Annotated in this window: 20 protein-coding genes and 1 pseudogene; 5 read left to right on the top strand and 16 right to left on the bottom strand. The window is 46.8% G+C overall.

The genetic code is table 11. The features are described from left to right. Nucleotides 1–55: 55 nt before the first annotated feature. From ACLHR0_RS23240 to ACLHR0_RS23265, 6 genes are all read right to left on the bottom strand, one after another. Nucleotides 56–3,400, bottom strand: a complete 3,345-nt coding sequence (locus ACLHR0_RS23240; RefSeq protein ID WP_436489903.1) for a glycosyl hydrolase — start codon at nucleotides 3,398–3,400, stop codon at nucleotides 56–58. Between the two features lie 96 nt (nucleotides 3,401–3,496). Then, on the bottom strand, nucleotides 3,497–6,376 hold the full coding sequence (locus tag ACLHR0_RS23245) for a TonB-dependent receptor (RefSeq protein ID WP_436489905.1): 2,880 nt from the start codon (nucleotides 6,374–6,376) through the stop codon (nucleotides 3,497–3,499). Between the two features lie 89 nt (nucleotides 6,377–6,465). Beyond that, complete coding sequence (locus ACLHR0_RS23250) at nucleotides 6,466–7,578, bottom strand: FecR family protein (RefSeq protein WP_436489906.1); 1,113 nt, start codon at nucleotides 7,576–7,578, stop codon at nucleotides 6,466–6,468. 63 nt (nucleotides 7,579–7,641) lie between these two features. After that, a complete protein-coding gene (locus tag ACLHR0_RS23255) occupies nucleotides 7,642–8,247 on the bottom strand; it encodes an RNA polymerase sigma-70 factor (protein ID WP_370910262.1) in 606 nt (201 codons plus the stop codon). Between the two features lie 164 nt (nucleotides 8,248–8,411). Further along, entirely contained in the window at nucleotides 8,412–8,771 is a 360-nt protein-coding gene (locus tag ACLHR0_RS23260) for a DUF2200 domain-containing protein (protein WP_436489908.1), read from the bottom strand. A gap of 22 nt (nucleotides 8,772–8,793) precedes the next feature. After that, nucleotides 8,794–9,414: a dihydrofolate reductase family protein gene (locus tag ACLHR0_RS23265; RefSeq protein WP_436489910.1), complete on the bottom strand. Its 621-nt coding sequence runs from the start codon at nucleotides 9,412–9,414 to the stop codon at nucleotides 8,794–8,796. A 93-nt stretch (nucleotides 9,415–9,507) separates the two neighbouring features. Between ACLHR0_RS23265 and ACLHR0_RS23270 the strand changes: the two genes are divergently transcribed. The 4 genes from ACLHR0_RS23270 to ACLHR0_RS23285 all read left to right on the top strand — a co-directional run bounded on the left by ACLHR0_RS23270 (nucleotide 9,508) and on the right by ACLHR0_RS23285 (nucleotide 13,309). Then, complete coding sequence (locus ACLHR0_RS23270; protein WP_436489911.1) at nucleotides 9,508–10,704, top strand: metallophosphoesterase; 1,197 nt, start codon at nucleotides 9,508–9,510, stop codon at nucleotides 10,702–10,704. 87 nt (nucleotides 10,705–10,791) lie between these two features. Further along, the gene (locus ACLHR0_RS23275; RefSeq protein WP_436489913.1) at nucleotides 10,792–12,312 is read left to right on the top strand and encodes a family 43 glycosylhydrolase; all 1,521 of its coding nucleotides are present in this window, start codon (nucleotides 10,792–10,794) and stop codon (nucleotides 12,310–12,312) included. Nucleotides 12,313–12,401: 89 nt separating this feature from the next. Continuing rightward, nucleotides 12,402–12,764, top strand: coding sequence for a VOC family protein (locus tag ACLHR0_RS23280; protein WP_429047586.1), 363 nt, complete (start codon nucleotides 12,402–12,404; stop codon nucleotides 12,762–12,764). An 89-nt stretch (nucleotides 12,765–12,853) separates the two neighbouring features. Then, nucleotides 12,854–13,309 carry a hypothetical protein gene (locus ACLHR0_RS23285; protein WP_370910267.1) on the top strand — a complete coding sequence of 152 codons (456 nt, stop codon included), beginning with the start codon at nucleotides 12,854–12,856 and terminating at the stop codon, nucleotides 13,307–13,309. Between the two features lie 78 nt (nucleotides 13,310–13,387). Here the strand turns inward: ACLHR0_RS23285 and ACLHR0_RS23290 are convergent, their stop codons facing one another. The 5 genes from ACLHR0_RS23290 to ACLHR0_RS23310 form a co-directional block, all read right to left on the bottom strand. After that, nucleotides 13,388–14,719, bottom strand: coding sequence for a glycoside hydrolase family 71/99-like protein (locus ACLHR0_RS23290; RefSeq protein WP_370910268.1), 1,332 nt, complete (start codon nucleotides 14,717–14,719; stop codon nucleotides 13,388–13,390). Nucleotides 14,720–14,792: 73 nt separating this feature from the next. Beyond that, complete coding sequence (locus ACLHR0_RS23295) at nucleotides 14,793–15,482, bottom strand: DUF3823 domain-containing protein (protein ID WP_436489916.1); 690 nt, start codon at nucleotides 15,480–15,482, stop codon at nucleotides 14,793–14,795. 23 nt (nucleotides 15,483–15,505) lie between these two features. Continuing rightward, nucleotides 15,506–17,389, bottom strand: a complete 1,884-nt coding sequence (locus ACLHR0_RS23300) for a RagB/SusD family nutrient uptake outer membrane protein (RefSeq protein WP_429047594.1) — start codon at nucleotides 17,387–17,389, stop codon at nucleotides 15,506–15,508. Nucleotides 17,390–17,400: 11 nt separating this feature from the next. Then, complete coding sequence (locus ACLHR0_RS23305) at nucleotides 17,401–20,541, bottom strand: SusC/RagA family TonB-linked outer membrane protein (RefSeq protein WP_436489918.1); 3,141 nt, start codon at nucleotides 20,539–20,541, stop codon at nucleotides 17,401–17,403. A 152-nt stretch (nucleotides 20,542–20,693) separates the two neighbouring features. Next, nucleotides 20,694–20,819 (bottom strand): hypothetical protein, encoded by a 126-nt coding sequence (locus ACLHR0_RS23310; RefSeq protein WP_436489920.1) that lies wholly within the window; start codon nucleotides 20,817–20,819, stop codon nucleotides 20,694–20,696. Between the two features lie 543 nt (nucleotides 20,820–21,362). On the opposite strand from ACLHR0_RS23310, the gene ACLHR0_RS23315 reads away from it, so the two are divergent. Next, on the top strand, nucleotides 21,363–23,855 hold the full coding sequence (locus ACLHR0_RS23315) for a hypothetical protein (RefSeq protein ID WP_436489922.1): 2,493 nt from the start codon (nucleotides 21,363–21,365) through the stop codon (nucleotides 23,853–23,855). Nucleotides 23,856–23,859: 4 nt separating this feature from the next. On the opposite strand, the gene ACLHR0_RS23320 is transcribed toward ACLHR0_RS23315, so the two are convergent. The 5 genes and pseudogenes from ACLHR0_RS23320 to ACLHR0_RS23340 form a co-directional block, all read right to left on the bottom strand. Beyond that, nucleotides 23,860–24,150, bottom strand: a complete 291-nt coding sequence (locus ACLHR0_RS23320; RefSeq protein WP_429047602.1) for a DUF1330 domain-containing protein — start codon at nucleotides 24,148–24,150, stop codon at nucleotides 23,860–23,862. Nucleotides 24,151–24,170: 20 nt separating this feature from the next. Beyond that, a pseudogene (locus ACLHR0_RS23325) lies at nucleotides 24,171–24,242 on the bottom strand (DinB family protein); the annotation flags it as partial. 57 nt (nucleotides 24,243–24,299) lie between these two features. Further along, on the bottom strand, nucleotides 24,300–25,139 hold the full coding sequence (locus tag ACLHR0_RS23330; RefSeq protein ID WP_429047605.1) for a helix-turn-helix domain-containing protein: 840 nt from the start codon (nucleotides 25,137–25,139) through the stop codon (nucleotides 24,300–24,302). A gap of 31 nt (nucleotides 25,140–25,170) precedes the next feature. Beyond that, the gene (locus tag ACLHR0_RS23335; protein WP_436489924.1) at nucleotides 25,171–26,409 is read right to left on the bottom strand and encodes an RNA polymerase sigma factor; all 1,239 of its coding nucleotides are present in this window, start codon (nucleotides 26,407–26,409) and stop codon (nucleotides 25,171–25,173) included. A gap of 5 nt (nucleotides 26,410–26,414) precedes the next feature. Further along, a complete protein-coding gene (locus ACLHR0_RS23340; RefSeq protein ID WP_429047609.1) occupies nucleotides 26,415–26,756 on the bottom strand; it encodes a YciI family protein in 342 nt (113 codons plus the stop codon). Nucleotides 26,757–26,788 lie beyond the last annotated feature (32 nt).

Raw genomic sequence — 26,788 nt, forward strand, 5'->3', positions numbered from 1 at the left:
AGCGCCCATTCGTAGCAAAGCCTCCTTCCGGGAATATTGGAAGGAGGCTTTCTGATTAGTATCGATAAATTTTCACCGGCCCCAATAACCCCGATGGCTGCAAAGGTGAACCGGCGCTGTAAAAAGGCAGGGTTGTATAAGTAATCTTATTTGTAACACCGGGTTGTGCATCACCGATCAAACGGTTCACCCAAAGATTGGTGACCTTTATTTCCAGTTTGTTATCTCCTGCTTTGAAAGCACTGGTTGCATCTACCCGGAAGGGCTTCTTCCATAGTATACCCAGCGGTTTTCCATTGACCACAACTTCTGCCAGGTTCTTTACATCGCCTAAGTCTAGCCATAATCGTTCGCCTTTCATGATAGCGTTTGAAGGGAGATTGATATGCTTTGTATAGGTGGCTGTACCGGAAAAGTACTTGATACCTGCATTGCTGTTTTCCGTATAAGAGGTCAGCCTATCAAAAGTGGCACTATCCGGCGCACCTCGATTGGGTTGGAACATCACCTGCCAGGAACCATCTGTCGTTGTTATCTCCTTTTCAGTTTTGGCGGGGAGGGTAACGGCATTTTTTTTGGCATCTGACAGGAATACCACAAACACAGCGTCATTTGGCGTCAGCTTCAAGGACACGGTGGTGCGGTTGTTTGCTATTTTGTAAGATGCCGGTTCCATGCTTCCTGTCTCCGGATGCCAGATCTGTGGCACTTTTCCACTGATCCGGAATATCGCTTCTACTGCTTCATCCCGGTCGTTCCGGTTGTTTACCCAATAGATATCACCACCTGGTAATTTGCGATGCACATATAGCAGGTGTGAATTATTTTTCGGTTTGGTATACTCAAAATCAGGGGGGATATTTAAAGAAGAAAGGACTTCTCTCAAAGGTTTATTTACTGTAACGTTTGGATTTGATGAGGCCCATATTTCATGTACCAGTGTATTGAATTCATTTGGGTCATCAGCCAGACTTGGTGTGGCTATTGGTTTTACACCGGTAATCGTGGCGCCGGATCTTACGAGATCCCTTAGTTTACGCAATGCCGGCAATGTCATTTTAACAGCGCTGCTATCCAGTGCCAGCACGCGGTAGCTCATGCCGGCCGGCGTAATTAATTTACCATCTTTTACCGACAAAAGATGAATGAGTGCATCTGTATTGATGAAGTCATAATCATATCCTTCCGGAATGACCGGCGGTTTTCTCCCAAAGAGGTTGGTGATATTATCATCTTCTCCATAGTAATAAGCAATATCGGCTGTAAACCTGCCCTGCTGCAATAAATAGCTGCTGCGGGCCAGATAGTCGTTCCATACTTTTGCCTGTTCAGCCCATGTTTCATGGCGGGTATACCACTGGCCGAATGGTCCAAGGCCAAGCCCGGGAATTTTGGTATCCGACGGCTGGTGGGGCGAACAATGAATCACAAAACGGTTTACGCCACTGGCCAGTTCCAGGTCTGCACTTGATTTTAAATTCCCGGGGTAATACGCCCACGCAGATCCGCCCACACCCAAGGCGGTTAAGGATTCCGCAGCTACTAAATTTTGCCCGTACAAATGCGCTACCGATGCGGATTCCCTGATATCAATCGTATATTTTGTCTGATCGTTTTGATTGATGACGGGGTTAGGTGTCCATAACGCAGACATAGGGATAGCTGCGGTTCTTTTTACCTCCATGCCATCGCCGATAAATGCGCGGCCATCTTCATGCGATTCGGAATAGCGCTTCAAGCCGTATGCTGCGAGAATATCGGTGAGCGCATCGTAATGATATGCGGCCACCATTTCCCCCAATGTTTTCCTGAAATCAAACAGAAACGCCTCGCTGGCGTCAGCGCTTTTCACGATGGCGCCTGTTAGTACAGGTAGCCAGGGAATAATGCTGTAACCACGGCGTTTCTGAAATTCCGCTGGAAGATCAGCAGTCCAGTTTTGTGCGCCGGCTTCCCAGCTGTCTGTTACAAGGTATTGCAGCGCGCCTTTACCGCCCATCAGGCTACCGGTTGCATTTTTATACTGATCCAGGTAAGTGGTGAAGTATTTTTTTATGGCGACCGGGTCCAGCTTATCCACTTCTAATCCTGTTGCGGGGTAGGAGGCCGGGTGATTTATTGTGCCAAGCAATGAATACCCGAAGCGGATAATTCTCCATTCGCCTCCCTGAGGGGCTGTCCAGTTCAGTGTTCCATCTGCACGCAGCTTATCCGTAATATTAATCACCTCATCTACTGTATCGCTGGTTTCAGCAGTTTTTTTGAGATCCAATAAATTGCCTGCCGGTGCAAACGCCGATTTTTCTTCAAACCGGTTTATCCGGTCGGCAGTATATAGAACGATTTCTGCAATTTCGGTGCCGCCTGCATTTTTTTTGCTCTTGTCGGCGAGTCCCATAGTGGCCGCCCTGTTAAAGGGAGGCGGTGGGTTCTTCACGGTAATGCGAAAATATTTTGCCGTTGTTGCAGGCACAGGGATGGTTTGCTGTAAAATGGCGCCAGGTGGAATATAGGTGATCAACCGGTAATTCACGCCGTCGTCGCTTGCTTCCAATGCGCGGCTGTCTGCCGGGTCTGCGCCCTGACCGTACATGCCGGGGTTGCCACCGCCAACCATGCTGACCGCTTTAATCGTTTGTGGTTGCGGAAAGGCAAATTGTATCCAGGCATATCCCTTCACCGTGTCTTTCGGTAAAAGAATGCTTGTATTTAAATCGCCATCGGTAAGTTGAGATAAGGTAAAGTTGTTACTACCAGATGTTACAACCGCGCCCAAGCCACGTAATGATTTGTCGGCTTGCGGCACTTTGCAGGCAAGTACTGCTACATCTTTATAAAATATTATATTTTTAGAGATATCAGTTTTTCGTTCACCAAAAGGCTGAACAGGCATATTTTGAAAAGGGCCGGTAATACCGGGTACAGGCGCTATTTTAATACCAGTGGCTCCGCCTTTTACACGGACTTCTGTCCACACTATTTTTTTCATCCCGTCTTCCGGCTTTACCCAGGGACCGCCGGTTTCACTGAACCCCGGCGAAGCGGCGATTGCCATTTCTAATTTCAGGGAATCCGCAAGTCTGGTGGCGAATTTGAAAGCGTCGATCCACTCAGGCGTCATATAAACGAGCGGCTTATCAACTATCTGCGACTGCTCCGAGCGGCCAAGTTCCACTTCAAAATTATGAAAGCCGCCGATACCCACCCGATGCATCCATTCCAGGTCTTTCCGGATACCATCTTTGGTGATGTTGCCATTCATCCAGTGCCACCACACACGGGGCTTTGCATCATTTGGCGGGGTAATAAAATTTTTACGGAGGATATCGTTGTTTACCTGCTGCGCATTTCCCTTAACAAAGAAGAAAAGAAGCACAAAAAATACGCTTGTCCTTTGCACGAAATGGAGTTTAAAATTAACGGATATTACAAATGCACGAATAGGCAGCCATCACTTATTCCTATGGCCTCATTCGTGCATTTGTAATTATTTAAACTAGAATTTAAATGCCGCTGTCATGAAATATGCTCTTGGCGCAATAGCAACGGTTGAGTAAGGGCGGTTACTCTTCACGGCATCTTCATACATCTGTTTTGTAAATCCTTGCCTGTCGAGCGCTTCGTTGAATGAACCCGGGCGGCTCCAGCTCATTACACCATAAGTATTGAAGATATTGTTGACAATAAAACTTAACCGGAAGCTTTTAGAGATATCATAGCCGGCGCTGAAATTGAACTGGCTGAATGACGGCAGCAGAAAAGCATTGGCCACATTTGCCTGGCGTTTTCCCATATATGACCAGGTGAACTGCGCGTAGAATTTATCCAGGTTGTAGGAAGGAGTAATATTGATCATACTCCTCGCGATGTTATCCGTTTCGTTTCCGGAGAAGGTAGTGACCAGTGAATCATCCTGCGGGCCTGGGTTGTTTGCCAGCCATGTTTTGAAGTCCAGGGCTTTTGACCTTTGCAGGGTAATTACACCATGAATATTGAAATGCTTTGCAAAGCCATAATCTGCTTCCACTTCTACGCCATAAGTTCTGTATTTATTGTATACCGGTAATGGATTGTAGTTAGTCTGATCCGCATTTTGAAATGTTTGCAGGTTGGGCACGTGGCTCAGCACACTGTAAAAGGGGGTTACAAATAAACTCAGGTTGCCTGTTTTTGCTTTTATGCCGAGTTCAAACTGGCTTACCTTCTGCGCCTGCGGATCTAATGTTTTTACAAGAAAATCACTGGTGGCATTGATATACAGATCAAGGTCGGGCGCTTTGTTACCCTGCGAATAACGTCCGTAAACGGAGAAGTGGTTATTAATCTTATAATTCAGGCCCGCTGAATAAGAAAAAGTATTTAAGCTGTTGTTGAAGTTGAAGGTCGATGGAGTAGTGGCGTAAGCATTATCATACAAGGTGAGCTTGTTTTTATCTACGCCACCGGCCGTATCCTGGTTAGCAACGGATGGGCTGTTGTAGCCTTTCACGCGCACTGTTTCGTAACGCACACCCCAATCGAGATTTAATGCCGGCGTTATTTGCCAGTTGTGACCGAAGAATAGTGCCAGTTGGTTTTGGGTAACATGGTTGATTGTCTGGCCAACCCTGTTTACAGTCATAACGCCATTTGAATTTGTAACCAGGGCTGTGGTGCCGTCAGGATTGGTACGTGTAATACCCACCACCTGTGGTTGAGCCTCTACTGTGCCCAGCGCAAAGCCCAGCCGTCCGTTAAGCCTGTCCAGTTTCGTAGAACCAAAGAATCCGCCGAGCGTGAAGCTCATGTTCTTCATTTTTTTGGTTAAAGAAAACTGGTCAAGATATTCTTTTGCTTTATTGCTCACAAACAGGAGCGGTTCATAAAACAAAGAGTTAGGAACTACCTCACCACCTGGCAGATTACTCTGGGTTACCGTAAATTTACGGCCGTCCAAAGTTTCAACCGTTGCCAGGTCCCGGCCGTTTTTCAGATCACGGATGTGATAAGTGCCCGGTTGCCCGATTGTATTCATGCGGGTATAGATCGCCTGATCAGTCAGTTGTATTGGATAAACAGAGCCATTGGTATTCCAGATGGTGCTTTTATCGGAGTAACGCATGGCATTACTAAATGTCCAGCCATCGCCAAACCGCTGTTCCCAGTTAAATCCTGCAGATTTATCTGTTGAGTGAATCAGGTCCTTATTGTTGTAAATGGCGTTTTGACCGGTTTGATTGATACTGAAATTTTGCTGAATGGAGGGCATCAGCACATTTGAAGTTTCTGAGAAGCCCGGCGCCGGTTTGGGATTCGTAAAACCAAGCGTTGGTGTAAATTCAAACCATCCGTTGTGATCGTTTAAATATTTCGCGTAGAATTTCAGCGACCCGGATGAATATTTTTTTACGAGGTTGCCACGGAATTGTCCTCCGTTGTTCATCGGGTACCCGGGGTATCTTGCACCTTCTGCGTACCGGTAAAACCCGCCGGCATTCCAGAACCAGTTTTTGCCCAGGGGGCCGCCCACATTAAGGTCTGTACGATAGAAGCTATTCTTGCCATTTCCTTCCAGGCCGTATTTGGCGACAACTTCTCCCTGTGTTTTGTCGCCGCCTTCTTTTGTGATGTAGTTGAAGATACCGCCCGGCGCATTGGCGCCCAGAATGGATGCGGTGCCGCCCCGAACCGCTTCTAACCGGCCTACAGTGGCATCGGCACGAAGGAAGTAGTCGGGCCCGAAATTACTGCATGTTATATTGGATACGGGCAAACCATCTTCCTGCATACTCACATAATAATACCCAGAAGCACCATCATTGGAACCCACTGATACCCCACGGGAATAAACGGTGTTACGGACCTCTCCAAGGGAGGAGTTGACATAAACACCCGGAACATTTTTAAGGATGTCGGATGCGCTTACCAGTGCCAGTTTGGATGCCTGGGCAGCAGATATAGTACTGATTGCTACTGATGCTTCCATCTTTTTCCGCTTATCAAACACGCCGGTAACGACCACTTCTCCCAGGCCCGTAGCAGATGGCTTCATGTCGACAACCAAAGAAAAAGTGGCGCCTCCTTTTAGTGTATAACCAGATAATTTTTGTGACTCATAGCCAATCATGGTAACAGAAAAACTGTATGGTCCACCGGCAGGCACACCGGAAAAGGTGAAAACGCCGGCGGTATCACTTTTGGTGCCGGATGTAAAGTTTGTTTTGTTGTTGCGGATAATAACTGACACGCCTGCAAGAGGTTCGTTATCTGCGCCATGCACAATACCTTTCACTAAATTGGTACCTTCCTGTGCTTTTGCATAGAATGACGGAAGGATTTGTATGAGCAATAGAAGAGCTACCAGAACAGCCCTGAATTTAAGCAGTTCAAATTTCATGTGGAATTTTTTTTAATAAAAAGTAAAGGTCTGTATCAGTATGACTGAAGGTTCATCCTGCAGGATGCAATTATTAACGTGTTATAATACTACTTGCTGATGATGAAAACGCTATCCTTTTTGGTGATCGTTAAATTGTGAAGGATGGCAATTTCTTTTAAAATGTTCTCTAAAGAATCTGTTCTATTGTATTTGGCTGTAAAATATATGTTTTGAATATCCTTCTTCTTATACACTATTTGCACATTAAATAGCTGCGACAGGTGATCAAACACTTCTGACAGCAATTGATTGTTGAACTGATACCACGAACCCTCGGTATTTTCAGGCAGGGAAGGCTTATCATCAGATAACTCATCATTGATGATCTGCTCGGGAGCAGCCTTGTTGTTTAGTTTAAATGACTTCACATTGGCCGCGTTTTGATTGCCGTAAACGAACGACTGTCCTGGTAACAGGTACACATCTTCTTCCATTTTACTGTTCGATGTATCTACGGCCTTTACTACCACTTTACCTTTATATAAACGGACTATCACCTGGTTGGAATTGCCAAAAGAAGTAACGGTAAATTCAGTTCCCAATGCAGTAGTTGAGATATCACCACTGGTCACGGTAAAAGGTCTTGCCTTGTCGTGCGCTACTTTGAAGTATGCTTTACCCACCAGTGATATGTCGCGTTTATCCGTAAACGGGTCCGGGTAAGTTACTTCGCTGTTGTTCGCCAGAACGATCAAAGAGCCATCTGCTAACTGAATTCTTTTCTCTTTACCAGTCGTATTCACTTCATGCCGCACAACAAACCTTACGCTTTCCGTCTTTTCCGGTGTATGTCCGGCAACAGGATTTTCTGCGTTGTTGTTGCGGGAAAGCAGCCAACCTACACCAATTACTAAAAGGATGGATGCTGCCACAGCTGCTGCAAGCCACATGTTGACAGGCTTGGAAATTTCCCGGACTTCCACCTCCGGGAAATTTTGTTCCAAGCGATTCCACTTATCTTCCAGTTTCGTTTCATCCACCAGATATGTTAAGTCGTGCTTTAGCTCCGTAAGTTGCCAGACTTTTTTCAAATGATTAAAGTAGCGCTGGTTCTCTTCACTTGCATTGAGCCAGTTTTCAACAAATACTTTCTCCTCAGCAGTTTCCTCATTAAACAAGTATCTGACTAAAAGCTCGTCATATTGATTATTATGTTCCATGTGCGCTATATTATTTATACACCTGATGATGAATTCTTCCCTACAAGCGGGAAAAAAATATTTTTACTTTTTTAACAAGAGGCTGAAAATCAATACAATAATAAAGAGGAGAAACTTCGACAGCTTTTCCTTCAATTTGATCATAGCCCTGCTTATCTGGGTGTCCACTGTTTTTACAGATATATTTAACCGGCTGGCTATTTCCGCGTACTTTAACCCTTCAGATTTTCTGAGTTCAAATATGATGCGCATCTGTTCAGGGAGTTCTGCAATAGCGGCGTCTATTGCGGAACTTAGCTGCTTTAAATCAATACTGTTAAAGTCCGTTTCAGCAATATCTTCAGAAGTTGTTCTCAACAGATGGACTGCATACTGTTGCTTTACTTTTTCATGCCTGAGCGTATTTAAACTGAGATTGTTAACAATTTTATACAGATAAGATATTGGAGATATGTCAGGGGCAAGCGTTTGGCGGATTTCCCAAAGTTTGATGAAACCTGAATGAACAATCTCCTCTGCTGCATGAATGTCGAAGCCATATTTCAACTTACAGTAAACACAAAGAGGTGGATAATGTTGCTTAAATAACTCCTTAAAGGCAGCTTTGTCGAACCGTGGATTATCAGGAGGTACGCCATCCGGATTGTTTTGTGTGTAATTGATGCTCATTGGCAAGTGCTCACCTTTAAGTGAAAAGATAATTTGAGTATAGCGGTTGGATCGGTAAAATGTAGCTCCGACAATAATAATAAATATATATAACCTGGGAAATAAAATTTCCAAAGGCGATGTTTGGGATATCAATTTTAATGGCTTGCGAAAACAGGTAGCTTTTATTGCTGGCCGCGCAAAATTTTCTCCATCTTTCTGCCTTTCGCCAATTCATCTACCAGCTTATCCAAATACCTGACCTGTTGCGTTAAAGGATCTTCGATGTCCTCCACACGGTATCCGCAGATGACGCCTGTGATGAGGTTTACGTTGGGATTCAGCGAAGCCTGTTGGAAGAATGCAGCGAAGGTTACATTTTCTTTTATCAGCTCCTGCAGCTTTTTATTGTCGAAGCCGGTCAGCCAGGTTATCACCTGATACAATTCTTCTTTTGTTCTGCCTTTCCTTTCCACTTTTGCGAGATACAACGGATAGACGGAGGCAAATGTCATTTTTGCGATACGCTGATTGGCGTTGTCCATACTGTCTGTTTAGGGTGTTATGTTATTTTTTTAAAATAATATGTGTGGCTCTTTCTCCGTTAAATTTTTCGATTTGATGGAAGCCCATGGCGGGAATATCGATTCCTGAAAACAGGTGTTCTCCTGAACCGAGAAAAATGGGAGCGAATGCCAGGTGCATTTCGTCGATACAGCCCGCCTGTAAGAACTGGTGTATTGTTGAAACGCCACCACCGATACGGATATCTTTTCCATTTGCCGCCTTTTCAGATTTTTCGAGCGCTGCTTCAATACCGCCGGTGACAAAGTGAAAGGTGGTTCCTCCTTCCATCTCAAAAGATTCCCTTGGATGATGGGTTAAAACAAATACCGGAACATGATAGGGTGGTTTTTGGCCCCACCAGCCTTTCCATTCAGCATCTGGCCAGGGGCCTCGAACCGGTCCAAACATATTGCGCCCCATTATCCAGGCGCCTATATTTTCCATTGACTTCTTAACGAAGTCATCATCCACGCCGGTGTTTTCAACATTACTGGTCCTTTCAAACATCCAGGTGTGAAGTTCTTCGCCCCTGATACCGAGCGGATTTTCTACATCCTGATGGGCTCCTGCACCGAACCCGTCCAGGGAAACCGAAAATGCGGCTACTTTGACCTTACTCATAACTTATTTTTAAGTATTTCATAACGATGCGGTCCGTGGATAAAATATTCCTGCTAGTTGTTCGTCTACTAATTTACACATGTTTTTATCTATATGGCCAGAAGACTTTTCCTGATATTATTACTTTTCCTGATAGGCGATACTTATTTCTACCAGGCTGTTATTACACTTACACCGGATCCCGTTATCCACCTGAGCTACTGGCTGATTGATATTTTACTGATTGCCGGGATTATATCGGCGATATCTATGCTGAGGGCGCGTAAGCCGGCGCAGCGTCTGCTTTCCGGGCTAATGACGGCCATGCTGCTGATTTTCATTCCAAAATTATTCTCTTCTCCTATTTTGCTGGCAGAAGATATCCTCCGTTTGTTCCGGGGCTTCCCGCCTAGAAGCTTTTACATCAGCGAGGCGGCGCTTGCGCTGGCCGGCCTGATTTTTCTTATCATCGTTTTTGGTGTTACCCGTGGCAAGCACTTTTACAAGATAAGAAAGGAAACGATCTATTTCCCGGACCTCCCCGAGGCATTTGACGGTTTTACCATCACCCAAATATCGGACTTGCATTCCGGAAGCTTCAGCGATGCTAAAGGCGTACAAAAGGGACTTGACCTTGTAAATTCCCAGAACAGCGATTTGCTGGTGTTTACAGGGGATCTTGTCAACAACATGGCTTCGGAAATGGATCGATGGATTCCTATGTTTACGAAACTGAAGGCGCCTTATGGGAAGTATTCCGTATTGGGTAACCACGACTATGGCGATTATATCAGGTGGGACAGTAATGCGGCTAAGGAAGCCAACCTTAAACGCCTAAAGGAAATTCATGCGGAAACCGGCTTTAAATTATTGCTTAATGAAGCGGTGGAAATAAACAAGCAGGGAGAACATGTTGCTCTCATCGGGGTGGAGAACTGGGGGAAAGGCGGTTTTCATCAATATGGCGATCTGAAAAAAGCGACCGCCAGGGTACATGATAACGCTTTTAAAATCCTGATGTCCCATGACCCATCCCATTGGGATGAAGTAACGGTGGACCATGAACAACATGTACATCTTACCCTGGCGGGGCATACGCACGGTATGCAGTTTGGCATTGAACTGTTTGGTTTCAAATGGAGTCCGATAAAGTATTTCTACAAGCAATGGGCTGGCCTTTACAAACAGGCGGGTAAATATCTCTATGTAAACAGGGGCTTTGGTTTTCACGGGTTAAAAGGCAGGATTGGCATATGGCCTGAAATAACGGTGCTTACCCTGAAGCGGGCTGGCGCTGCCTTAATGCAGTAGTTTGAAGTGACGATAACTGTACGGATAATTTAGTATATTAGAATAGCGTATTCTATTTTCCGCGTTAACCGTTAATCCGCTTCGTCCATGAAAAAAAAAGCACCCTATTTGTTTGCCTGGTTATGCCTTGCACTTTGTTCCGCGTGTAAAAAAAATAATCCCGAAAAGCTGGTGGGCCATCCCCTGGCTATAGGGGCTAATGAAGTGACTGAGGCAAATTTTACTATCGAGAACACCTTCACCAATCCGCTGATACCACGGGGTGCTGATCCCTGGGTCACCCAAAAGAATGGGATATATTATTTCATGTATACACAGGGGAGCAAACTGGTGCTTTACAAAACAAGCGCCATGACCGAACTGGCTTTGGCAACTCCGCATGATGCATGGATTCCTCCACAGGGCATGCCGTATTCCAAAAACATCTGGGCGCCCGAGCTTCATGAAATTGATAACAAATGGTACATCTATTTTGCCGCCGATAACGGCACTAATGCCAATCACCGTATGTACGTGGTGGAAAACAGCTCCGCCGATCCAACGCAGGGATCCTGGGCATTGAAAGGAAAGGTTGCTGATTCGTCGGATCAATGGGCAATAGACGGAACTGTTTTTAAGCATAACGGACAAATGTATATGTTATGGTCCGGCGGCAATGCGGGCGCTGCACCGCAGCGTATCTACATCGCCCGGATGAGCAATCCCTGGACCATCACGGGCGCGAAAGTAGCCATCTCCAGCCCCACCTACTCCTGGGAAATGAATGGCAATGCCATTAACGAGGGGCCGCAGGTGATCGTCAACCCGGACGGGCGCCTGTTCATTGTGTATTCAGGCAGCGGCTACTGGGTGGATACCTATTGCCTGGGATTACTTAGTCTTAACCCGAACGGTGATCCCATGAACCCGGCGGATTGGGTGAAAACATCAACGCCCGTTTTTTCAATGAACGCCGATAGTGGTGCTTTTGGTCCCGGTCATAATGGTTTTTTCAAATCACCCGACGGTACGGAAGACTGGCTTATCTACCATGCGCGCAGTGCGGCTGGCGGGGGAGCCCGGAATGCCCGGATACAGCGCTTTACATGGAAAACAGATGGCACGCCTGATTTCGGGGTACCGGTTAAAATCGGCTCGTTTGTGCAGAAGCCTTCCGGTGAACCGGTACGGAAGATGTATACCAAAGAGAATTGGTCAATTGCCGGATTCAGCTCGGAGGAGCTTAACAACAGCAGGTTGGCTATACGAATAATAGACGATGACTCGTCTACAGTTTGGATAGCCCGCTATTCCGCACCCGCCACCAGCTACCCTGACCATTGGATTGCAGTAGACATGGGCGATACGCTTGCAGTAGATGGGTTTGTTTTTATCCAGAAGAGTGGCGACCGGAAAATAAAAGAGCTGCAGATACTCGCGGGCAATGATAATCAGAACTGGGAAAATTTGGGTACCGCTGAACTGCTTAATCTCCATCCTAATAAACAGTATTTTAATCTTCCCGCCAGAAAGCATTTCAGGTATTTTAAACTGGTGCCGGTATCAGGGCTCGACAGTCAGCCTCAACCCGGCCTGGCCGAAGCCGGTACTTTTATTATTGATAACTAGGCGAAGTTGAAATTCATGTGTAACGTTGTCGTTTTTTTACAAACAGGTAAAAACGGTCGTTTCTTATCTTTACAAAAAGCATAAGATCTATGGCAGACACACATTCTGAAAGCAAATTAAAACACGAGCAGGTACAGTATCTCGAATTCCTGTCAAAAGACATCAGCCGCGCCAAAGCATTTTATACCAAAAGTTTTGGCTGGAAGTTCACTGACTACGGTCCCGACTATACGGCGTTTGAAGGGGATTATGTAGATGGAGGATTCACCACCGGTAAACCGGTGAAAGGAACTGTGTTGGTTATCCTTTATTCAAACAATATTGAAGCAACCCAGCAAAAGATTGTAGCAGCAGGAGGGACCATTGTAAAAGACATCTTCAGCTTCCCCGGCGGCAAACGGTTCCATTTCACGGATCCTGACGGGTACGAACTGGCAGTTTGGTCTTTGTAAGCGTTTGTTCCGTTTTGTACAATTTTAAAGTTTAGGGCTATCCTAATTTTACATCGTGAAACACAAAATCACCTTTAAACTTTAAAATTATGAAACGGAATTTTCGCGGTATAAGTAAAATACTCCTCATCATGATAACCGCTACACTGTGGTTATCCCATGCAATGGCAGCGCCCAATGATACGGTACTCCGGGTGTTCAGTCAAACATTCCCGGATGCGAAATCCACCTCGTGGATGGAAGATAGCGAGTATTATATTGTTTCCTTCACCAGAAACGATACGCAATGCAGGATATGGTATGATAAAGCAGGCGCACTGGTTTATGCTTTAAGGTACTGCCAGGAGAGTGAATTGCCGCTGAGCGTGCTGCTGACGGTAAAGAAAGAGTATCATAATAAGCATATAGAAGGGGTTACAGAGCTTACCAACAAAAGCGGCGTTACATACGAGCTTTTGCTCAGTGACAACAAAAAGTGGTATGTGGTTAATTCCACTTCTAACGGTGACGTATATCTGAAATATGCGATGAAGAAACAGCCTTAGCAGATAAGGTGTTGTACCGGAAGCGCCTCGCAGGTTTACCTGCAAGGCGCTTTTATGATTTAACAGAAATGAACTGTTTTATCTGGCCGGCTTGGTGGCACTGAAGCCGCTTTCACCATGAAACCAGCGACCAGCCTGACCGGTAAGCCATAAATAATAGTCGGACGACAGATCTTTTTCAATACCGACGAACTTTTTATCGCCATGTAGTGGCAGTTCGCCTTCCCTGGCACACTTGTAAATAGCGGTGCCTTCATCTACTTCGTCAAACATAGCTACGTATAACGACTGCGCCCCGGATATCCGTGCGCCTGCCACCTGCTTCCATAAGAAGTCGCCTTTCAGCCGCGGAATGGAATTGTAGGCTGCCACGTCGTTCTTTAAATTACCCCAGCTGAAGCCCGGAAACACCAGCGGCACATAATCTACTTTATTCGTGTTACACCACTGGATATCAGCCGCCAGCTCCGCGCCGGCCACGTTGTTGTAGCTGTTGTTGTCGTACCGGCCTACGGCCCAGGGCATAATAATATCGGAACGTTTGATGAGGGAATGCAGCAGGGAAGAATTTTCTGTATCATTTTTCAGCGAGCGCCAGTAATAAGGCACACCCAGCATAATGGATACCTTGTTGCCTTTTCCTTTGAGCTTTGTTACCAGTTGATCTACATTGGCAATGGTATACTTCCTGTTATCATTGAATCCCACGCCCCAGATGGATAACAACGGTTTGCCGTTGTGCCTTACATAGGAAGGGTGCTTTTTATTGTCGAAGAGGGAAAATAACGTTTGCAGTTCATTCCAGTCCTGCTCAATATACGCCACATCTTCACTGGTGCAGCCGCTGAGGTCATACATCACGCAGATAGCGCGCTGGTACTTATTGGCCGCTTTCAGTGCATTTTCCAGCACTTTATTGAAATGCCGTTTCCCTTTCGGGTTGGAGTTTTTGATCTCCACCACAAAACGTTGCATGAAAACGCCGTCGATGCCGTAATCTTTCATCCATTTAAAGTGAAGGTCCACGCTTTCTTCATCGTAGGGACTGTACAAATATGCGTCGGTGCCATCGGCGAAGCTGAAAGGGGATTTATATTTTTTCACATATTCGCCCATGTCCGGCCAGAAATCAATTGCAGAACAACCTGGCAAAAAGCCGCCACAGCTGCCATTCTGATAATGATACCATCCGCGGTCAGACGCATCGCCTGCGGCTGCAAACCAGCCCTGGTAGCCAGCCATCACCAGGTTCTTGTAACTCTTGTACAAACAACCGGTTTCGTCATACACTACATTTTCCGTATCTGATGGAGGACCTGGAGGCGGGGTGTCAACTTTTTTTTCTTTTTTGGAACAACCGCAAGCCATGTAAAGCGCCAATACACAAAAGAGCCAACTTAGTTTTTTCATAATATTTATTTTTGAGAACAACGATTGATGAAGTCCCGCAGGGAGGCGGAACTTCATCAGTCGTTATAATGGGTTAAATATCCAGTCGAACTGCCGGGCGGTAATTAGGTTTCGCTTCACCGGCATCAATAAGCGCACCTACCCGGAAATAGTATTTGTTGCCGGGTTTCAGTATAGAACTGTTGGCAGCCAGATCAATCTCCAGTGTATATACCTGTGCCGGATCGCTTACCGCATTTAACTGTATCTCGGAGGCCACCAGGCGCATAGGTTCCCCGACCCTTGCATCGGAATGTGCATATAGCCCGATTTTCTTTACGTTGTTGATCACATTCTGTTCCAGCTTAAAGGTAGCGGTTACCTTGGTGCCGTTTTTTACAATATTTACATCCTTCACACGGATGTAGGGCGTTACCGCAAAATCAAGGGTTACCTGGCCATTGATGTTTACCACCTGCGAATCCACCGGGATAAAGTTACCCCTCACCGGTGTAACGGTATAGGTGTTGGCAAAGAGCATGGTGTTGGCGTAAGTGCCGTCGGTTTTTACGATCAGCGGTTGCGGTGTGCGGGAAGCATAACCATGTTCAATAATTTCAATGGTAGTGCCCAGGATGATGTCCTGTTCTATCAGTTCACCGCTTTTAACATCCCGGAAGCTGCCGGATAATCCTGCAGTGGGGCCATCGTAGTTATCCTTTTCACAGGACATCATTCCCAGTGCCAGTGCGGCGATGAAGAAAAAATATCTTAGCTTATTCATAATCATTTTTTTAGAATCACACATTAATACTGCGGGTTTTGGATCAAGCCATTTGAACCGATACCCGGAATAGGTCTGTAATAGGATTTAGGCTGGAATGTTTTGGTATTGGTATTAGGTACGTTTACGCGGACGAAGATGTATTTCGTGGCCGGTAATGCGCGGAGGTCCCGTAATGGTAACAGCGAGTGCAGCATCCGGTTATTGAATTCGGTATGATACTCTCTTCTGCGGATCAGGTCCCAGAAGCGTTTGTTTTCAAATGCCAGCTCTACTTTTCTTTCCCGCTGTACGTTAGCGGCGGTTAAGGGGATATCTGTAGTATGACCGGCCCTTTTACGGATATCGTTCAGCGCCTTTACAGCGATGGACGCATCACCTGTTCCGCTTTCCACAACAGCTTCCGCATAGTTGAGTAATATTTCTGCGTACCTGAAGTCAATAAAGTCGGTGGTACTCTGGTTCCATCCCGGTATAATAGGCGCGTTCTGATTCATGAATTTTTTGAAAGAGAAGCCTGTGCGGGTGTTATTGCCGCCGTAGGTATCAAAGCCGGAATACAGGCTGGTGCTGGCGGCGCCGTATGTATAATAGGTGGTGCCATTGATGGTGATGTGATCATTGGTGCGGATCACTGCGGTGCCATCCGGTTTTACGTAACCTGCCTGTATGATGATCGGGATATTTTTCCAGAGCGTAGAGGGTAATATAGCGGTTCCCCAGAGGCGGGCATCTTTATTTTTAAAGATGTCGTTGGGAGAATCGAACTGGATATACGTCCTGGAAGGGTTATAGCCGTTATAGTCTGTCACGTTTGCATCTGTAGAGGTAACAACGGGTGATGAATGACCGGGATTATCATAGCTTTCGTAAGTGTCTACGAGATCCAGCGTAGGGTTCATCCTGCCGGGATGCGGCCAGCCATTGGCGACCTGGGCGGGCTGGTACCAGATATCGTAGTTATGACCCAGGAATGCGCCGGGAAGTGTATATCCTTTTGCAAAGATGACTTCCTTATTTCCAGGGTCCTGGAACAGGAGCCGGTAATTTTCTGCTGCTGCTTCCCGGTTTGCCGGGCTAGCCGCATACAGTTCAAACTTGTTGGCATTCATAATCGCCAGGGAAGCGCTTTTACAGGCCTCATAATAACCATTGGCCAGGGAGGCTTCGAGTCCTATCAGCTTTTCATTTACTGCTTGTCCGGACATAGGCGCCAGGCTGCCGAATTTTGCAAGCGAAGCAGCATGTAATGCTACTCTCGACTTCAGCGCATAAGCCGTCCATTTGGAAGCTCTTCTGCTCACCCCATCTCCGAGGTTACTGATCGCCTGATCGCACAATTCCAAGGTATAATCCCATGTTTGCTGTTCGGTGCTCCTGGGCACTTTCAGGCTTTCTGCGTCACCGGTATATTGCTGGGATGCTTTAATGAGCGATACGCCGCCATATCTCTTTGCCAGGGCGAAATAAGCGTATGCTTTAATAAAGGCGCTTTCGCCAATTAAAGCCGCACGTTCCTCTTCACGGATCTTTAATGTTGGAATGGCATCTATCAGGAGGTTTACATCGCGGATCAGCTTATAAGCGCTCTCCCAGCAATTAAAATCACCGTCGCCAACGAAGTCGCCGAACTCGGTATGCACGGCTTCATCTGTAGCCATGGCAGGAGCGAACCCACCGTTGTTGGGATCTCCGCTGTTCCAGTTAAACCCGTTCCGGAAATAGGTAAAGTCTTCCACCGGTAACTGGTAATAGAGATTGGCCATATATATTTTCACCCCTTCCGGGTCGCCAAACAGGGCTTCTGCCTGGATTTTGTCGGTAGGCTTCAGATCCAGTACTTTATTACAGCCGGAAAAGAGGATGCCTGTCAACAGTATAATAAAAGAGAATTTATTGGTAGTCATGTTGCGTGCTTTTAGAAGTTGACGTTGATCCCGAAATTGTAATTCTTCGTGAGGGGATAGTTGAAGCCGGCGTTGAAGAGGCCTTCCAGTCTTTCGGGATCAAACGCTTTTACGAATGGATCTGCAATCGTGAAGAGGTTGAAGCCGTTGGCATAGATCCTGATCTTCTGGATGCCGCTTCCACGGAGCAGGTTGGGACCGAAGGTGTATCCCAGTTCCAGGCTTTTTAACCTGACATAGGAGGCGTCTTTTCTCCACACGGAGCTTTCCGCATACATTTTACCTACGTCGCCATTGAATCGGGAGGCTGGCCATTTGCCCGGCACCCATTCGCTGTTTGGATCATAGGGATCTGCCTTATGCCATCTGTCGAAGAAGTAGGCGGGGGTGTTACCGCGGAACGCCAGTATTTCTGCATACACTTCGCTGAAACGTACGGTATACATGGCAGAGCCCTGCAGCAGCAGGTTCAGGTCGAAGCCTTTGTAGGCGGCGCCGATAGAAAGACCGTAGTTTATTTTCGGATTTTTGCCGCTTGGATTTTGATTGTCGTTGTTACCCACGGCGCCGATGAAAGAGGGCGTCATATCTTTATCATCCACAACGCCATCATTGTTGAGATCAGCGTATTTGAAATCACCGGGCAGCTCACGGATGTTAGCCTGACCGCCGTTCTGCAAAGGCCAGTTGGCGATTTCGTCTAAATTCTGGAACTGGCCCAGGTACTGGTATCCCCAGATCACATCGTTATACCGGTAGTCGTTACCATTTCTCCATTTGTCGTAGCTGTTCTGGTAAGCGCCTCTTTCTACATACAGATTTTGTGCACGGTAGAAGTTGAAGTTGGCAGAGATATTATAGGAGAATTCACCGATGCGGTTGTTGTGCGTGATGGTAAACTCCACGCCCTGTACGCGATCGCTGTTCAGGTTTTCTTCCGGTAATCCTGCGCCAAAAGTATTGGGCAATGATACATTTCTCCGGGCGGGCAGACCGGTCCGTGTTTTCCGGTAAACGTCCGCTTCCAGTCCGAGTTTGTTGTTCCATAAACCGATATCGATGCCCAGATCGGTGGTAGTGTTGGTAGCCCAGGTGAGGTTGGGATTGGTGATACCGGGAGCCGCGGCGCCGTTGGTAAGAATTCCGTTTGCAAATTCATATCGTCCACCGCCTGAAGTGGAGAATCCCTGGATCCATTGGAAAGGCTGACCGGCATCTTCGCCCATTTTACCATGGGAGGCGCGTAACTTCAGGTTGGAGATCGCTGGTATCTTGTTTTTAAGAAAAGGTTCTTCAGAAATTCTCCAGCCGCCGGAGATCACCGGGAAGAAGCCCCATCTACTGTTGCTGGGATACGCATAGTTGCCCATGTAACGGAAGGCAAATTCTACCAGGTATTTGGATTTGTAGTCGTAATTGAAACGGCCCAGCAACGACTGGTAGGCAGATTGCCCTTCCTGGCCGGAGTTGGTCATGCCGGCTTCTGAAGCGCCATTGATCTGGTCGGTGGTATAAAAGGAATACAGTCTTCTCAGGTCCGCATTGCGGCTCCAGGATTGCTGCTGCTCAAATACGAGGGAGCTGCCGATATTATGGGCGCGGGCAATGCTGGTGGAATAATTCAGCTGTGTTTGTAACGTAAGACGGTTACCATTACCGTAGCCGTTGCTGATAGCGCCGGCGCCTACACGTTGCGGAGCCACGAGGTATTCGTCGTTTACATACGTGTAGAGATTATAAGGTTTGGATACGTCTTTACCCTGGTAGCTGTTCATGTCATAGGCTGCCAGTCCTTTTACCGAAAGTCCCTGCAGGAAAGGAAACGTGTAGGTGAGCGCGAGGGAAGTCTGCACACTCCTGTTCACGGTTTCACTGTAGCCGGTGGCGCCTCGCTGCGACAGCAGCAGCGGATTCTGATTAGAAGGGGTTACTACCGCCGGGTATTCAGGATTGCCGTTGGCATAGGGTTGTTCCGTGGGGAGGGTAACGCGGGTACCTTTAAAGATGTTGAAGAAGTTTTCTCCCGGCGCTTCTTTTTTATCGTACCGGCCGCCGATCAATACTTCTGCTTTCAGGTTTTTGGTGAGCTCCGTAGTGATATTGGACCGCAGGTTAAAGCGTTGGTAGTTCAGGTCGTTACTACGCAGCAAACCGCCTTCCTGGAAATATCCCAGGCTTACAAAGTACTGTGTTTTGTCGGTGCCGCCGGTGGCCGACAGGTTATGTTGCTGCTGGGTAGCGGCTTTCTTCATGGTTACGTCGTACCAATCGGTGGTACCGTAGCCCGGAGCCCCATCGATGTATTTTTGTAACTCTTCTTTTGTTACAAAGGGTGCGCCGGTACCTAATACGGCTGCGTCGTTGCGCATCTGCATCCACTCGGAGGCACTGGCCATGCGGGGTACGTCTGTAGGTTTCATCATGCCTACGGTACCTGAATAGTTGAAAGCGGTTTTTCCCTTTGCGCCCTTCTTCGTAGTTACGATGACCACGCCGTTGCCGGCGTTGAACCCGTAGATGGCGGCGGAAGCATCTTTCAGGAAGGAAATGCTTTCCACATCTTCCGGGTTGATACGCTGAAATTCGGAGGAGCCATCTCTTACAATGCCATCAATAACATATAGCGGCGTTCCGAAGCCACGTATATTGATCATGTTATCGAAGTTACCCGGCTCGCCGCCTAACTGGCGGACCATCAGGCCGGCTACTTTACCCTGGATCTTTTGCGCAAGGCTCACATTGGTGGAGGTTTGTATTTCCCTTGAAGTGATATTGGACACAGCGCCGGTAAGGGTTTCCTTCCGTTTGGTGCCATATCCCACCACCACTACTTCTCCCAGCTGGTCTTCGCCGGCCGACAAACTAACGTTGATGGTAGTACGGGCATTGATCTTTTCGATGGCGCCTTTCATGCCCATGAAAGAAAAGGCCAGTTCCGTAGCGCGGGCATCTACGGTGATATGGTAGATCCCTGCTGTATTGGTAGTAGCGCCGGAACGGACAGGAGCATTGTCGTTCACCGTTACGCTCACTCCCGGTATGGGGCTGCCATCTTTGGCATCCGTTACTTTGCCGGTGATGGTCCTTTGCTGGGCCAGCACACTTAACGGACAGATACATATTAAAAGGAATAGGTAGTAGATTCTTTTCATAACGTTACTATTGCATTGGATAAATTTGTTTTCGCCAGAAAGTCGTCAGGAGAGGAGTGCCTGATGATTCTTCCGGGATTACGGTGGAAAAAAATGAGTACAATACATCATATCAATACTTGATTTTGGTTAATACGCGAAACAGGAATATGCTACCTGATGGCAGGCAAGGTGATATGCACAAACGAAGCTGAAGTGTAAGGATGTTTTCTGATGGCTGGCACGCAGGAGTAAACCAACACAAACAGGTGTACTGAAAGGAATATAAGTCGCTTCATAATCGTGGAATCGTTTTGCTGCAATAAGCTGCTGCAATAAATCGGAGAGCTTCTAATAAACCGGTTAATGAACCGACTAACTGAAAAATTAATTTTCTGTAAGAATGATAACTAGTTGGTTTTCACTATATTGTAGTCGATAAAAAATAAGACAAAAAATGGGTCATCTTCAATATTTAAAAAACCGATTATTCTTTGGATTAATTTTATAATATTGCCTCAGGGATAATATGACAGGAGGATCTGTGGCTGAAAACACTGTGCTGAAAGCATCCTGGAGGTAGTTTACCTATGATTATCTCTCATCAACCAAAGTAAAAGATTAATTTATCCTGCTGGCGCAAAACAGGGCAGATGCTGTCCGCTGGTTAATTGTTTATTGTAACTGTTCACGTTGATTAAAAATTCCGACATTAATTCCACCAGCGTATTAGCCAGGAAATTATTGTAGTCCTTATTAGAATGGATCTAATGTTAAGATATATCTTATGTATATGCGGTGTGTTGTTAGCTGGCCACGGGGGGTATTGTCAATCACACGGATTGCAGTTCCGGAGCCATGAGGTGGTACAGGAGAAACGGACATCCCTTCATCTAACCCCCACTGCCCCCATATGCCTGCAACATAACACGGAAATATCCTTCGATCTTACCTTTCTGCCTTACCATGAAACTTATTTCGGGTATATCATGCGGCTGATTACCCCCACCAATCAGAGTATCGACCTGGTATATAACCAGCGGCTGGCGAGGTTGAATTTTGTTATCGGGGAAAACTATATAGGGGGGTATGATATCGACTCTGCTAAATTATTCGGGAACTGGAGCCAGGTCCGTATAAGATTTGATACAGAGCGGCAGGAAGCTTCTTTTTATATGAATGGCCGGCTAATCAGTAAAGGCAAAGGCAACTTTTCCGCCGGTACCTGTTGCAATATCTATTTTGGCGCCAACAGTTTTGAGGGATTCCAGATGCTGGATATCCCTCCCATGAATATCCGGGATATCAGGATCAGTGAAAACGGGCAGCTGACGCATTATTTCCCTTTGTCAGAAGAGAAGGGCAATGAAGCCCATGATGAGATCGGGAAAAGGGTGGCCCGCGTGGGCAACCCTGTTTGGATCAGTCCCAAACACCGGAAATGGGAAAAGGCAGTGGACTTTGACACAAAGGGCGCTGCCAGTATTGCCTTCGACGGTAAGCGGGAAGTGCTCTATGTAGTGTCGGTTGATTCCATTTATGAATTATCGTTCAGCAATATGCAGCTGAAAGGCGAAAGATTTACCCGCAGCCGTCACCTGCTGCCTCCCGGCAACCAGTCCGTTTTTGATCCGGTAAATAACCGGTTGTATAATTTTTATGCAGATGAAAAAAAGGTAAGCACATTGGATCCTGCCAAACCGGAGTGGGACGTTAACTTTACCACGGATTCCCTGACCGTATTCTGGCAGGTCAACAAGTTCCTTTCTCCCACTGACTCTTCCCTATATGTGCTGGGCGGCTACGGGCAACTGCAGTATAAAAACCTGTTGCAACGCTATCATTTTCCCAGTAAAACCTGGGAAGTGGTTCCCTACGGAGGAGAACGTCCCATGCCGCGTTATCTCACCGCACTTGGTATGAATGCGGCAAAGGATACCGCGTATATTATAGGTGGCTACGGCAGTAAATCCGGCGACCAGGGGATCAACCCGCAATATTGCTACGACCTGATGGCTTATAGCATCAGGGACCGGACCTTTCACCCGGTTTTTGAATTTAAAAAGCCGGAAAGACAATTCTGTTTTGCCAACAGCATGATCACCATACCGGGGACCAATGATTTCTATGCACTCATTTATCCAACGGATAAGTTCAATACCACCCTGCAGCTGATCAAAGGTTCCTTAAACTCCCCGGAATATCAGCTGATGGGAGATTCCATCCCTTATTCCTTTTATGACATCGCCTCTTTTGCCGACTTATATTATTGTCCGGTTAGTAAAAAACTGGTAGCCGTAACCTTATACAATTCCAAAGGGAATGTTACCAACGTGAAAGTACATACGATCTTTTTCCCGCCAAACCAGGCAGGCCTGTGGGCGGCCGTTCCGGCAACCGGCAGGACTTACTGGTGGTACCTGTTGCTGCCACTTGCGGCAGCGGGTCTTATATTCCTTTATTACCGGAGCCGGAAATCTGCTTTCCCAAAAGCCGCGGAGAGTGCCGTGCCGGCTATGGTGCCTCCTCCCGTCAGCAGCAGCGCAGCGCCGGTTGTTCCCGTACCGGAGCCACCCGCCGCTCCTTTGCCGGAGGAGAACCCCGAAATTGCTGCCATATTTCTTTTTGGATCCTTCGAAGTATTTGATGCCAACGGTCAGGATATTACGCAACATTTCACCCCGCTGCTGAAAGAGCTTTTCCTGTTACTGCTCATTTATTCCCTTAAAGACGGAAAAGGCATTTCTCCCGAAAAACTCTATAGTACGCTATGGCCGGATAAGTTACAGAAAGACGCCAAAAACAATTACTCCGTAAACATCTTAAAACTGAAAAATCTCCTGGAAAAAGTAGGCGACTACCAGGTAGTAAAAGAAGCAGGTAAATGGCGGCTTGAAATACTGAATAACTCCATCCGGGTGGATTACCAGCAGTATATCCAGCTGGTGGGCGCAAAGGCGCCTGTTAACCGCGACTGGATATTGGAACTGCTGCGCATAGCGGGCAGGGGAGCCTTTCTTAAAACAAGCCAGTACGAATGGCTGGATCATATCAAAGCAGACGTTTCCAACCAGGTGACGGACGTTATACTATCTTTTATTAACCATGCTGATATGAGTGCAGATGCAGAGCTTATTGTGCGGCTCAGCAACTGCATCTTCTTTTTCGATACACTGAATGAAGAAGCATTGGTGCATAAAAGCAAGGCGTTAATCCTGCTGGGAAGGCATGGCACCGCCAAAGATGTTTACCAGCGCTTTGCAAAGGAATACAAGGAAAGTTACGGGCAGGATTTTGAAAGGTCGTTCCAGGAAATTACGGGGCATCCGCATTGATACACTACTCCCATCCATGCACCAGCGTCATCGTACAATTTTCAGTAGAACGCCACCTAATGGCCTTTAGCGGCTGATATTCCGGGTCATGGTAACATTGCAGCGCAGCTGCCTCCGACGGGAATTTAATAATGGCAGTCATCTTCTTCACCGTTCCTTCTACAGCGATGGCTTGGAGGTCTGATGCCAGTACTTCCGCGCCATATTTATGCAATAATTGAACTACCGGCGGGCCATACTTTGCATATTCTTCTTCATTGATGATGTCGTAGCTATTGATATAATATACAGGCATATGATTTTTTATTTGAAAGATCAGTAAACGTATTCAGGAGGAACAATACCCTGTGTGCGGAGATAGACAGTCGCCTGTCCGCGGTGATGCGTTTGTTACCGCAAAATTAACCGGAAGGGGAAGCATCTGTTTAAGGAAAATTGCTCTCTTTAAGAACGCATGGCGGAGGGTGATTGGCCAAATTGTTTTTTATAGGCGGCAGAGAAATGTTCGAGGCTGTTAAAGCCTGTGGAGAATGCAATGTCGGTTACCGGTAGCCCTGTGTTGCAAAGTTGCAGCGCAGCTTGTTTGAGCCTTACCTGCAGCAAATAACTGTAGGGAGTGGCGGCGGTGATCTGTTTAAAAAGACGGTTAAAATGAAACGGGCTCATATTTCCCTGCGCTGCAAGTTGCGGAAGCGTAACATTGTCTGCATAGTTTTCATGGATAAACGCTTTCACCTTTTCTATCACCGGCAGGTAATTCCTTTTTTGTTTATCATTCAATACGGGCAGGGGATGGCGCGGATCTCCGGCAGACAACACCAGGTGGAAAAGCGCGGTCATCAGCTGCTCTGCCCATAAAGAAGGGTAGCGTGTTTTTTGCAGCAGGCTGAATATGCGCTGATGCAGGAACTCCATTTCCGGCGTAGCTTTTACCAGGATGGATTGGATGTCGGGGTTATTGAAGAACCAGGAAAAGTTGGCAGCATGTTCCATCAACAGGCCTTCACTTGCGGGTGTAAAAGAAAAAATGGTGCATTGATCCGGTATGTTGTGCACGTGCGCTACCTGGTGTTCGTAGCCGGGTTTACAGAGCAGGAAAAGACCGCTGTAAGCATCCAGCTCATTCCTGAAAACCCGGAAGCGGAAGTTTCCTTTCCGGATATAAGCAATGGAAAATGTTTCCTGGTATTCTTTTGCAGACACGGAACATTCCTGGCACCGGCACAGAAAATTATGTACGGTGCAAACGGGAGATTGATAGAGTATTTGAATATCCGCCTGCATAATATAAAGTTATCAAAAAAAAGTGATCCTGTTACAGGAGAAGCCGTTGTATTTCCTTCATCAGCGTTTTCTTTTCTGCGGTTGATTTTGTAAGATGGATGGCTTGTTGATAATGCGCAACCGCTTTTGCTGTATTGGTTTCCGCGTACAGATAACCCAGCAGGGAATGATAATGGCTGTTGTTGTGTAAGCCAAGTTTTTCCGCTTCCTGTATGCCGGCGGGGTGTCCGTAAACTTTTGCAAAGGCAAAGGTTCTGTTCAGTGCGGTCATAGGAGAATATTCAATTAATATCAGCTGGTTATACAGCTGCAGGATATGCGTCCATTTATTATGATCGGTGGGCGTGGTATGCCAGTAGGCGATGCCTGCTTCGAGGTGATACTTCGATATTTCATTGCCGGAGCAGGCATTTACGAGGTAGTAGTTGCCCTGTTGGATGAGTTCTTTGCTCCACAGGTTTTTATCCTGTTGCTCATACAGCACGGTTTCTCCTTTGTTGTCTCTTGCATCCAGCCTGGAACTGTGAAAGCACATCAGTGCCAGCAGTGCGTTGGATTGAGTGGTGTTGGTGAGCGGGTTTTCGGTGAGTATCAGCGCCAGCCTGATGGCTTCTGAGCAGAGGTCTTTCCGGATGAGGTGATTATTGGATTTAGAAAAGTATCCCTCATTAAATAAAAGATAGAGGGTTCTTAAAACAACGTCCAGTCTTTCTTTTATGGTTGCTTCCTGCAGTTGCCTGATCTGGAAGTTGTCGTTGCGCAGATTGGCCCTTGCCCGGAGCAATCTTTTTTTGATGGTCGCTGTTTTAGAAAGAAAGGCATCCGCAATTTCTTCGATGCTGAATCCGCACAGGATCTGGAGGGCGAGGCAGACCTGCGATTCAGTGGAGTTAGCGGGATTGCAAACCGCAAAAATCATGGCCAGCTGGCTGTCGCTGATAGTTTGCGGGGTGAAATCAAAGTCGGGTGCTATTTGCCATTCGCTGGCTGTAAGAGCGCCTTTTACCTGTGTTTCGAAGATGGAGAGATGTTTGAGATAATCTTTCGTTTTATTTTTTGCTACGGTGTACAGCCAGGCGGTAGGGTTTTCAGGGGTGCCCTGCACGCGCCATACTTCGGTGGCTTTCAGAAAGGTTTCGCTCACAATGTCTTCGGCTGTTTCCATATGCTTCAAGCCAAAAAGACGGCATAATACAGCCGTCATTTTGGAATATTCCAACCTGAATAATTGAGGTAAAAGCTCCGGGTGGGGAGGGGTGCTTGCTGCCATGGGCGTTAGCTTTTCTCTTCCGGTCTGAGTATGGCCCTTACTTCTACATTGCCGCCGGCTTTAAGTACCGGGTTGGCCTGGGCAAATGCCACCGCTTCTTCAATATTGGCTGCCTTTACAATCATATAGCCACTGATAAATTCTTTGATTTCCGTGTAGGGGCCGTCTGTTACCATATCGGGCTTCACGGTTTTGGCGTCGCTGGCGGATAACCGGTTTCCTTTATCTGCCAGTTTGTTTTGGGCGGCAATACCAGCCAGCCAGTTCATCCTTTCCTGTAACTGTTCGGGAGATGGGTTGTCGTGCGAGTTGGTACTGTTTCTGAAAATTAACATGAATTCTTTCATTGCATAATGTTTTATGGTTTCGTTTTAGTAAC

Source organism: Chitinophaga sp. ARDCPP14, assembly GCF_051362515.1.
GTDB lineage: Bacteria > Bacteroidota > Bacteroidia > Chitinophagales > Chitinophagaceae > Chitinophaga.

Excerpts from the sequence above, each read along its gene's own strand:
- ACLHR0_RS23245 (WP_436489905.1), bottom strand. The coding sequence starts at position 6,376 with ATGAAATTTGAACTGCTTAAATTCAGGGCTGTTCTGGTAGCTCTTCTA.
- ACLHR0_RS23250 (WP_436489906.1), bottom strand. The coding sequence starts at position 7,578 with ATGGAACATAATAATCAATATGACGAGCTTTTAGTCAGATACTTGTTT.
- ACLHR0_RS23255 (WP_370910262.1), bottom strand. The coding sequence starts at position 8,247 with ATGAGCATCAATTACACACAAAACAATCCGGATGGCGTACCTCCTGAT.
- ACLHR0_RS23260 (WP_436489908.1), bottom strand. The coding sequence starts at position 8,771 with ATGGACAACGCCAATCAGCGTATCGCAAAAATGACATTTGCCTCCGTC.
- ACLHR0_RS23265 (WP_436489910.1), bottom strand. The coding sequence starts at position 9,414 with ATGAGTAAGGTCAAAGTAGCCGCATTTTCGGTTTCCCTGGACGGGTTC.
- ACLHR0_RS23270 (WP_436489911.1), top strand. The coding sequence starts at position 9,508 with ATGGCCAGAAGACTTTTCCTGATATTATTACTTTTCCTGATAGGCGAT.
- ACLHR0_RS23275 (WP_436489913.1), top strand. The coding sequence starts at position 10,792 with ATGAAAAAAAAAGCACCCTATTTGTTTGCCTGGTTATGCCTTGCACTT.
- ACLHR0_RS23280 (WP_429047586.1), top strand. The coding sequence starts at position 12,402 with ATGGCAGACACACATTCTGAAAGCAAATTAAAACACGAGCAGGTACAG.
- ACLHR0_RS23285 (WP_370910267.1), top strand. The coding sequence starts at position 12,854 with ATGAAACGGAATTTTCGCGGTATAAGTAAAATACTCCTCATCATGATA.
- ACLHR0_RS23290 (WP_370910268.1), bottom strand. The coding sequence starts at position 14,719 with ATGAAAAAACTAAGTTGGCTCTTTTGTGTATTGGCGCTTTACATGGCT.
- ACLHR0_RS23295 (WP_436489916.1), bottom strand. The coding sequence starts at position 15,482 with ATGAATAAGCTAAGATATTTTTTCTTCATCGCCGCACTGGCACTGGGA.
- ACLHR0_RS23300 (WP_429047594.1), bottom strand. The coding sequence starts at position 17,389 with ATGACTACCAATAAATTCTCTTTTATTATACTGTTGACAGGCATCCTC.
- ACLHR0_RS23305 (WP_436489918.1), bottom strand. The coding sequence starts at position 20,541 with ATGAAAAGAATCTACTACCTATTCCTTTTAATATGTATCTGTCCGTTA.
- ACLHR0_RS23310 (WP_436489920.1), bottom strand. The coding sequence starts at position 20,819 with ATGAAGCGACTTATATTCCTTTCAGTACACCTGTTTGTGTTGGTTTAC.
- ACLHR0_RS23320 (WP_429047602.1), bottom strand. The coding sequence starts at position 24,150 with ATGCCTGTATATTATATCAATAGCTACGACATCATCAATGAAGAAGAA.
- ACLHR0_RS23330 (WP_429047605.1), bottom strand. The coding sequence starts at position 25,139 with ATGCAGGCGGATATTCAAATACTCTATCAATCTCCCGTTTGCACCGTA.
- ACLHR0_RS23335 (WP_436489924.1), bottom strand. The coding sequence starts at position 26,409 with ATGGCAGCAAGCACCCCTCCCCACCCGGAGCTTTTACCTCAATTATTC.
- ACLHR0_RS23340 (WP_429047609.1), bottom strand. The coding sequence starts at position 26,756 with ATGAAAGAATTCATGTTAATTTTCAGAAACAGTACCAACTCGCACGAC.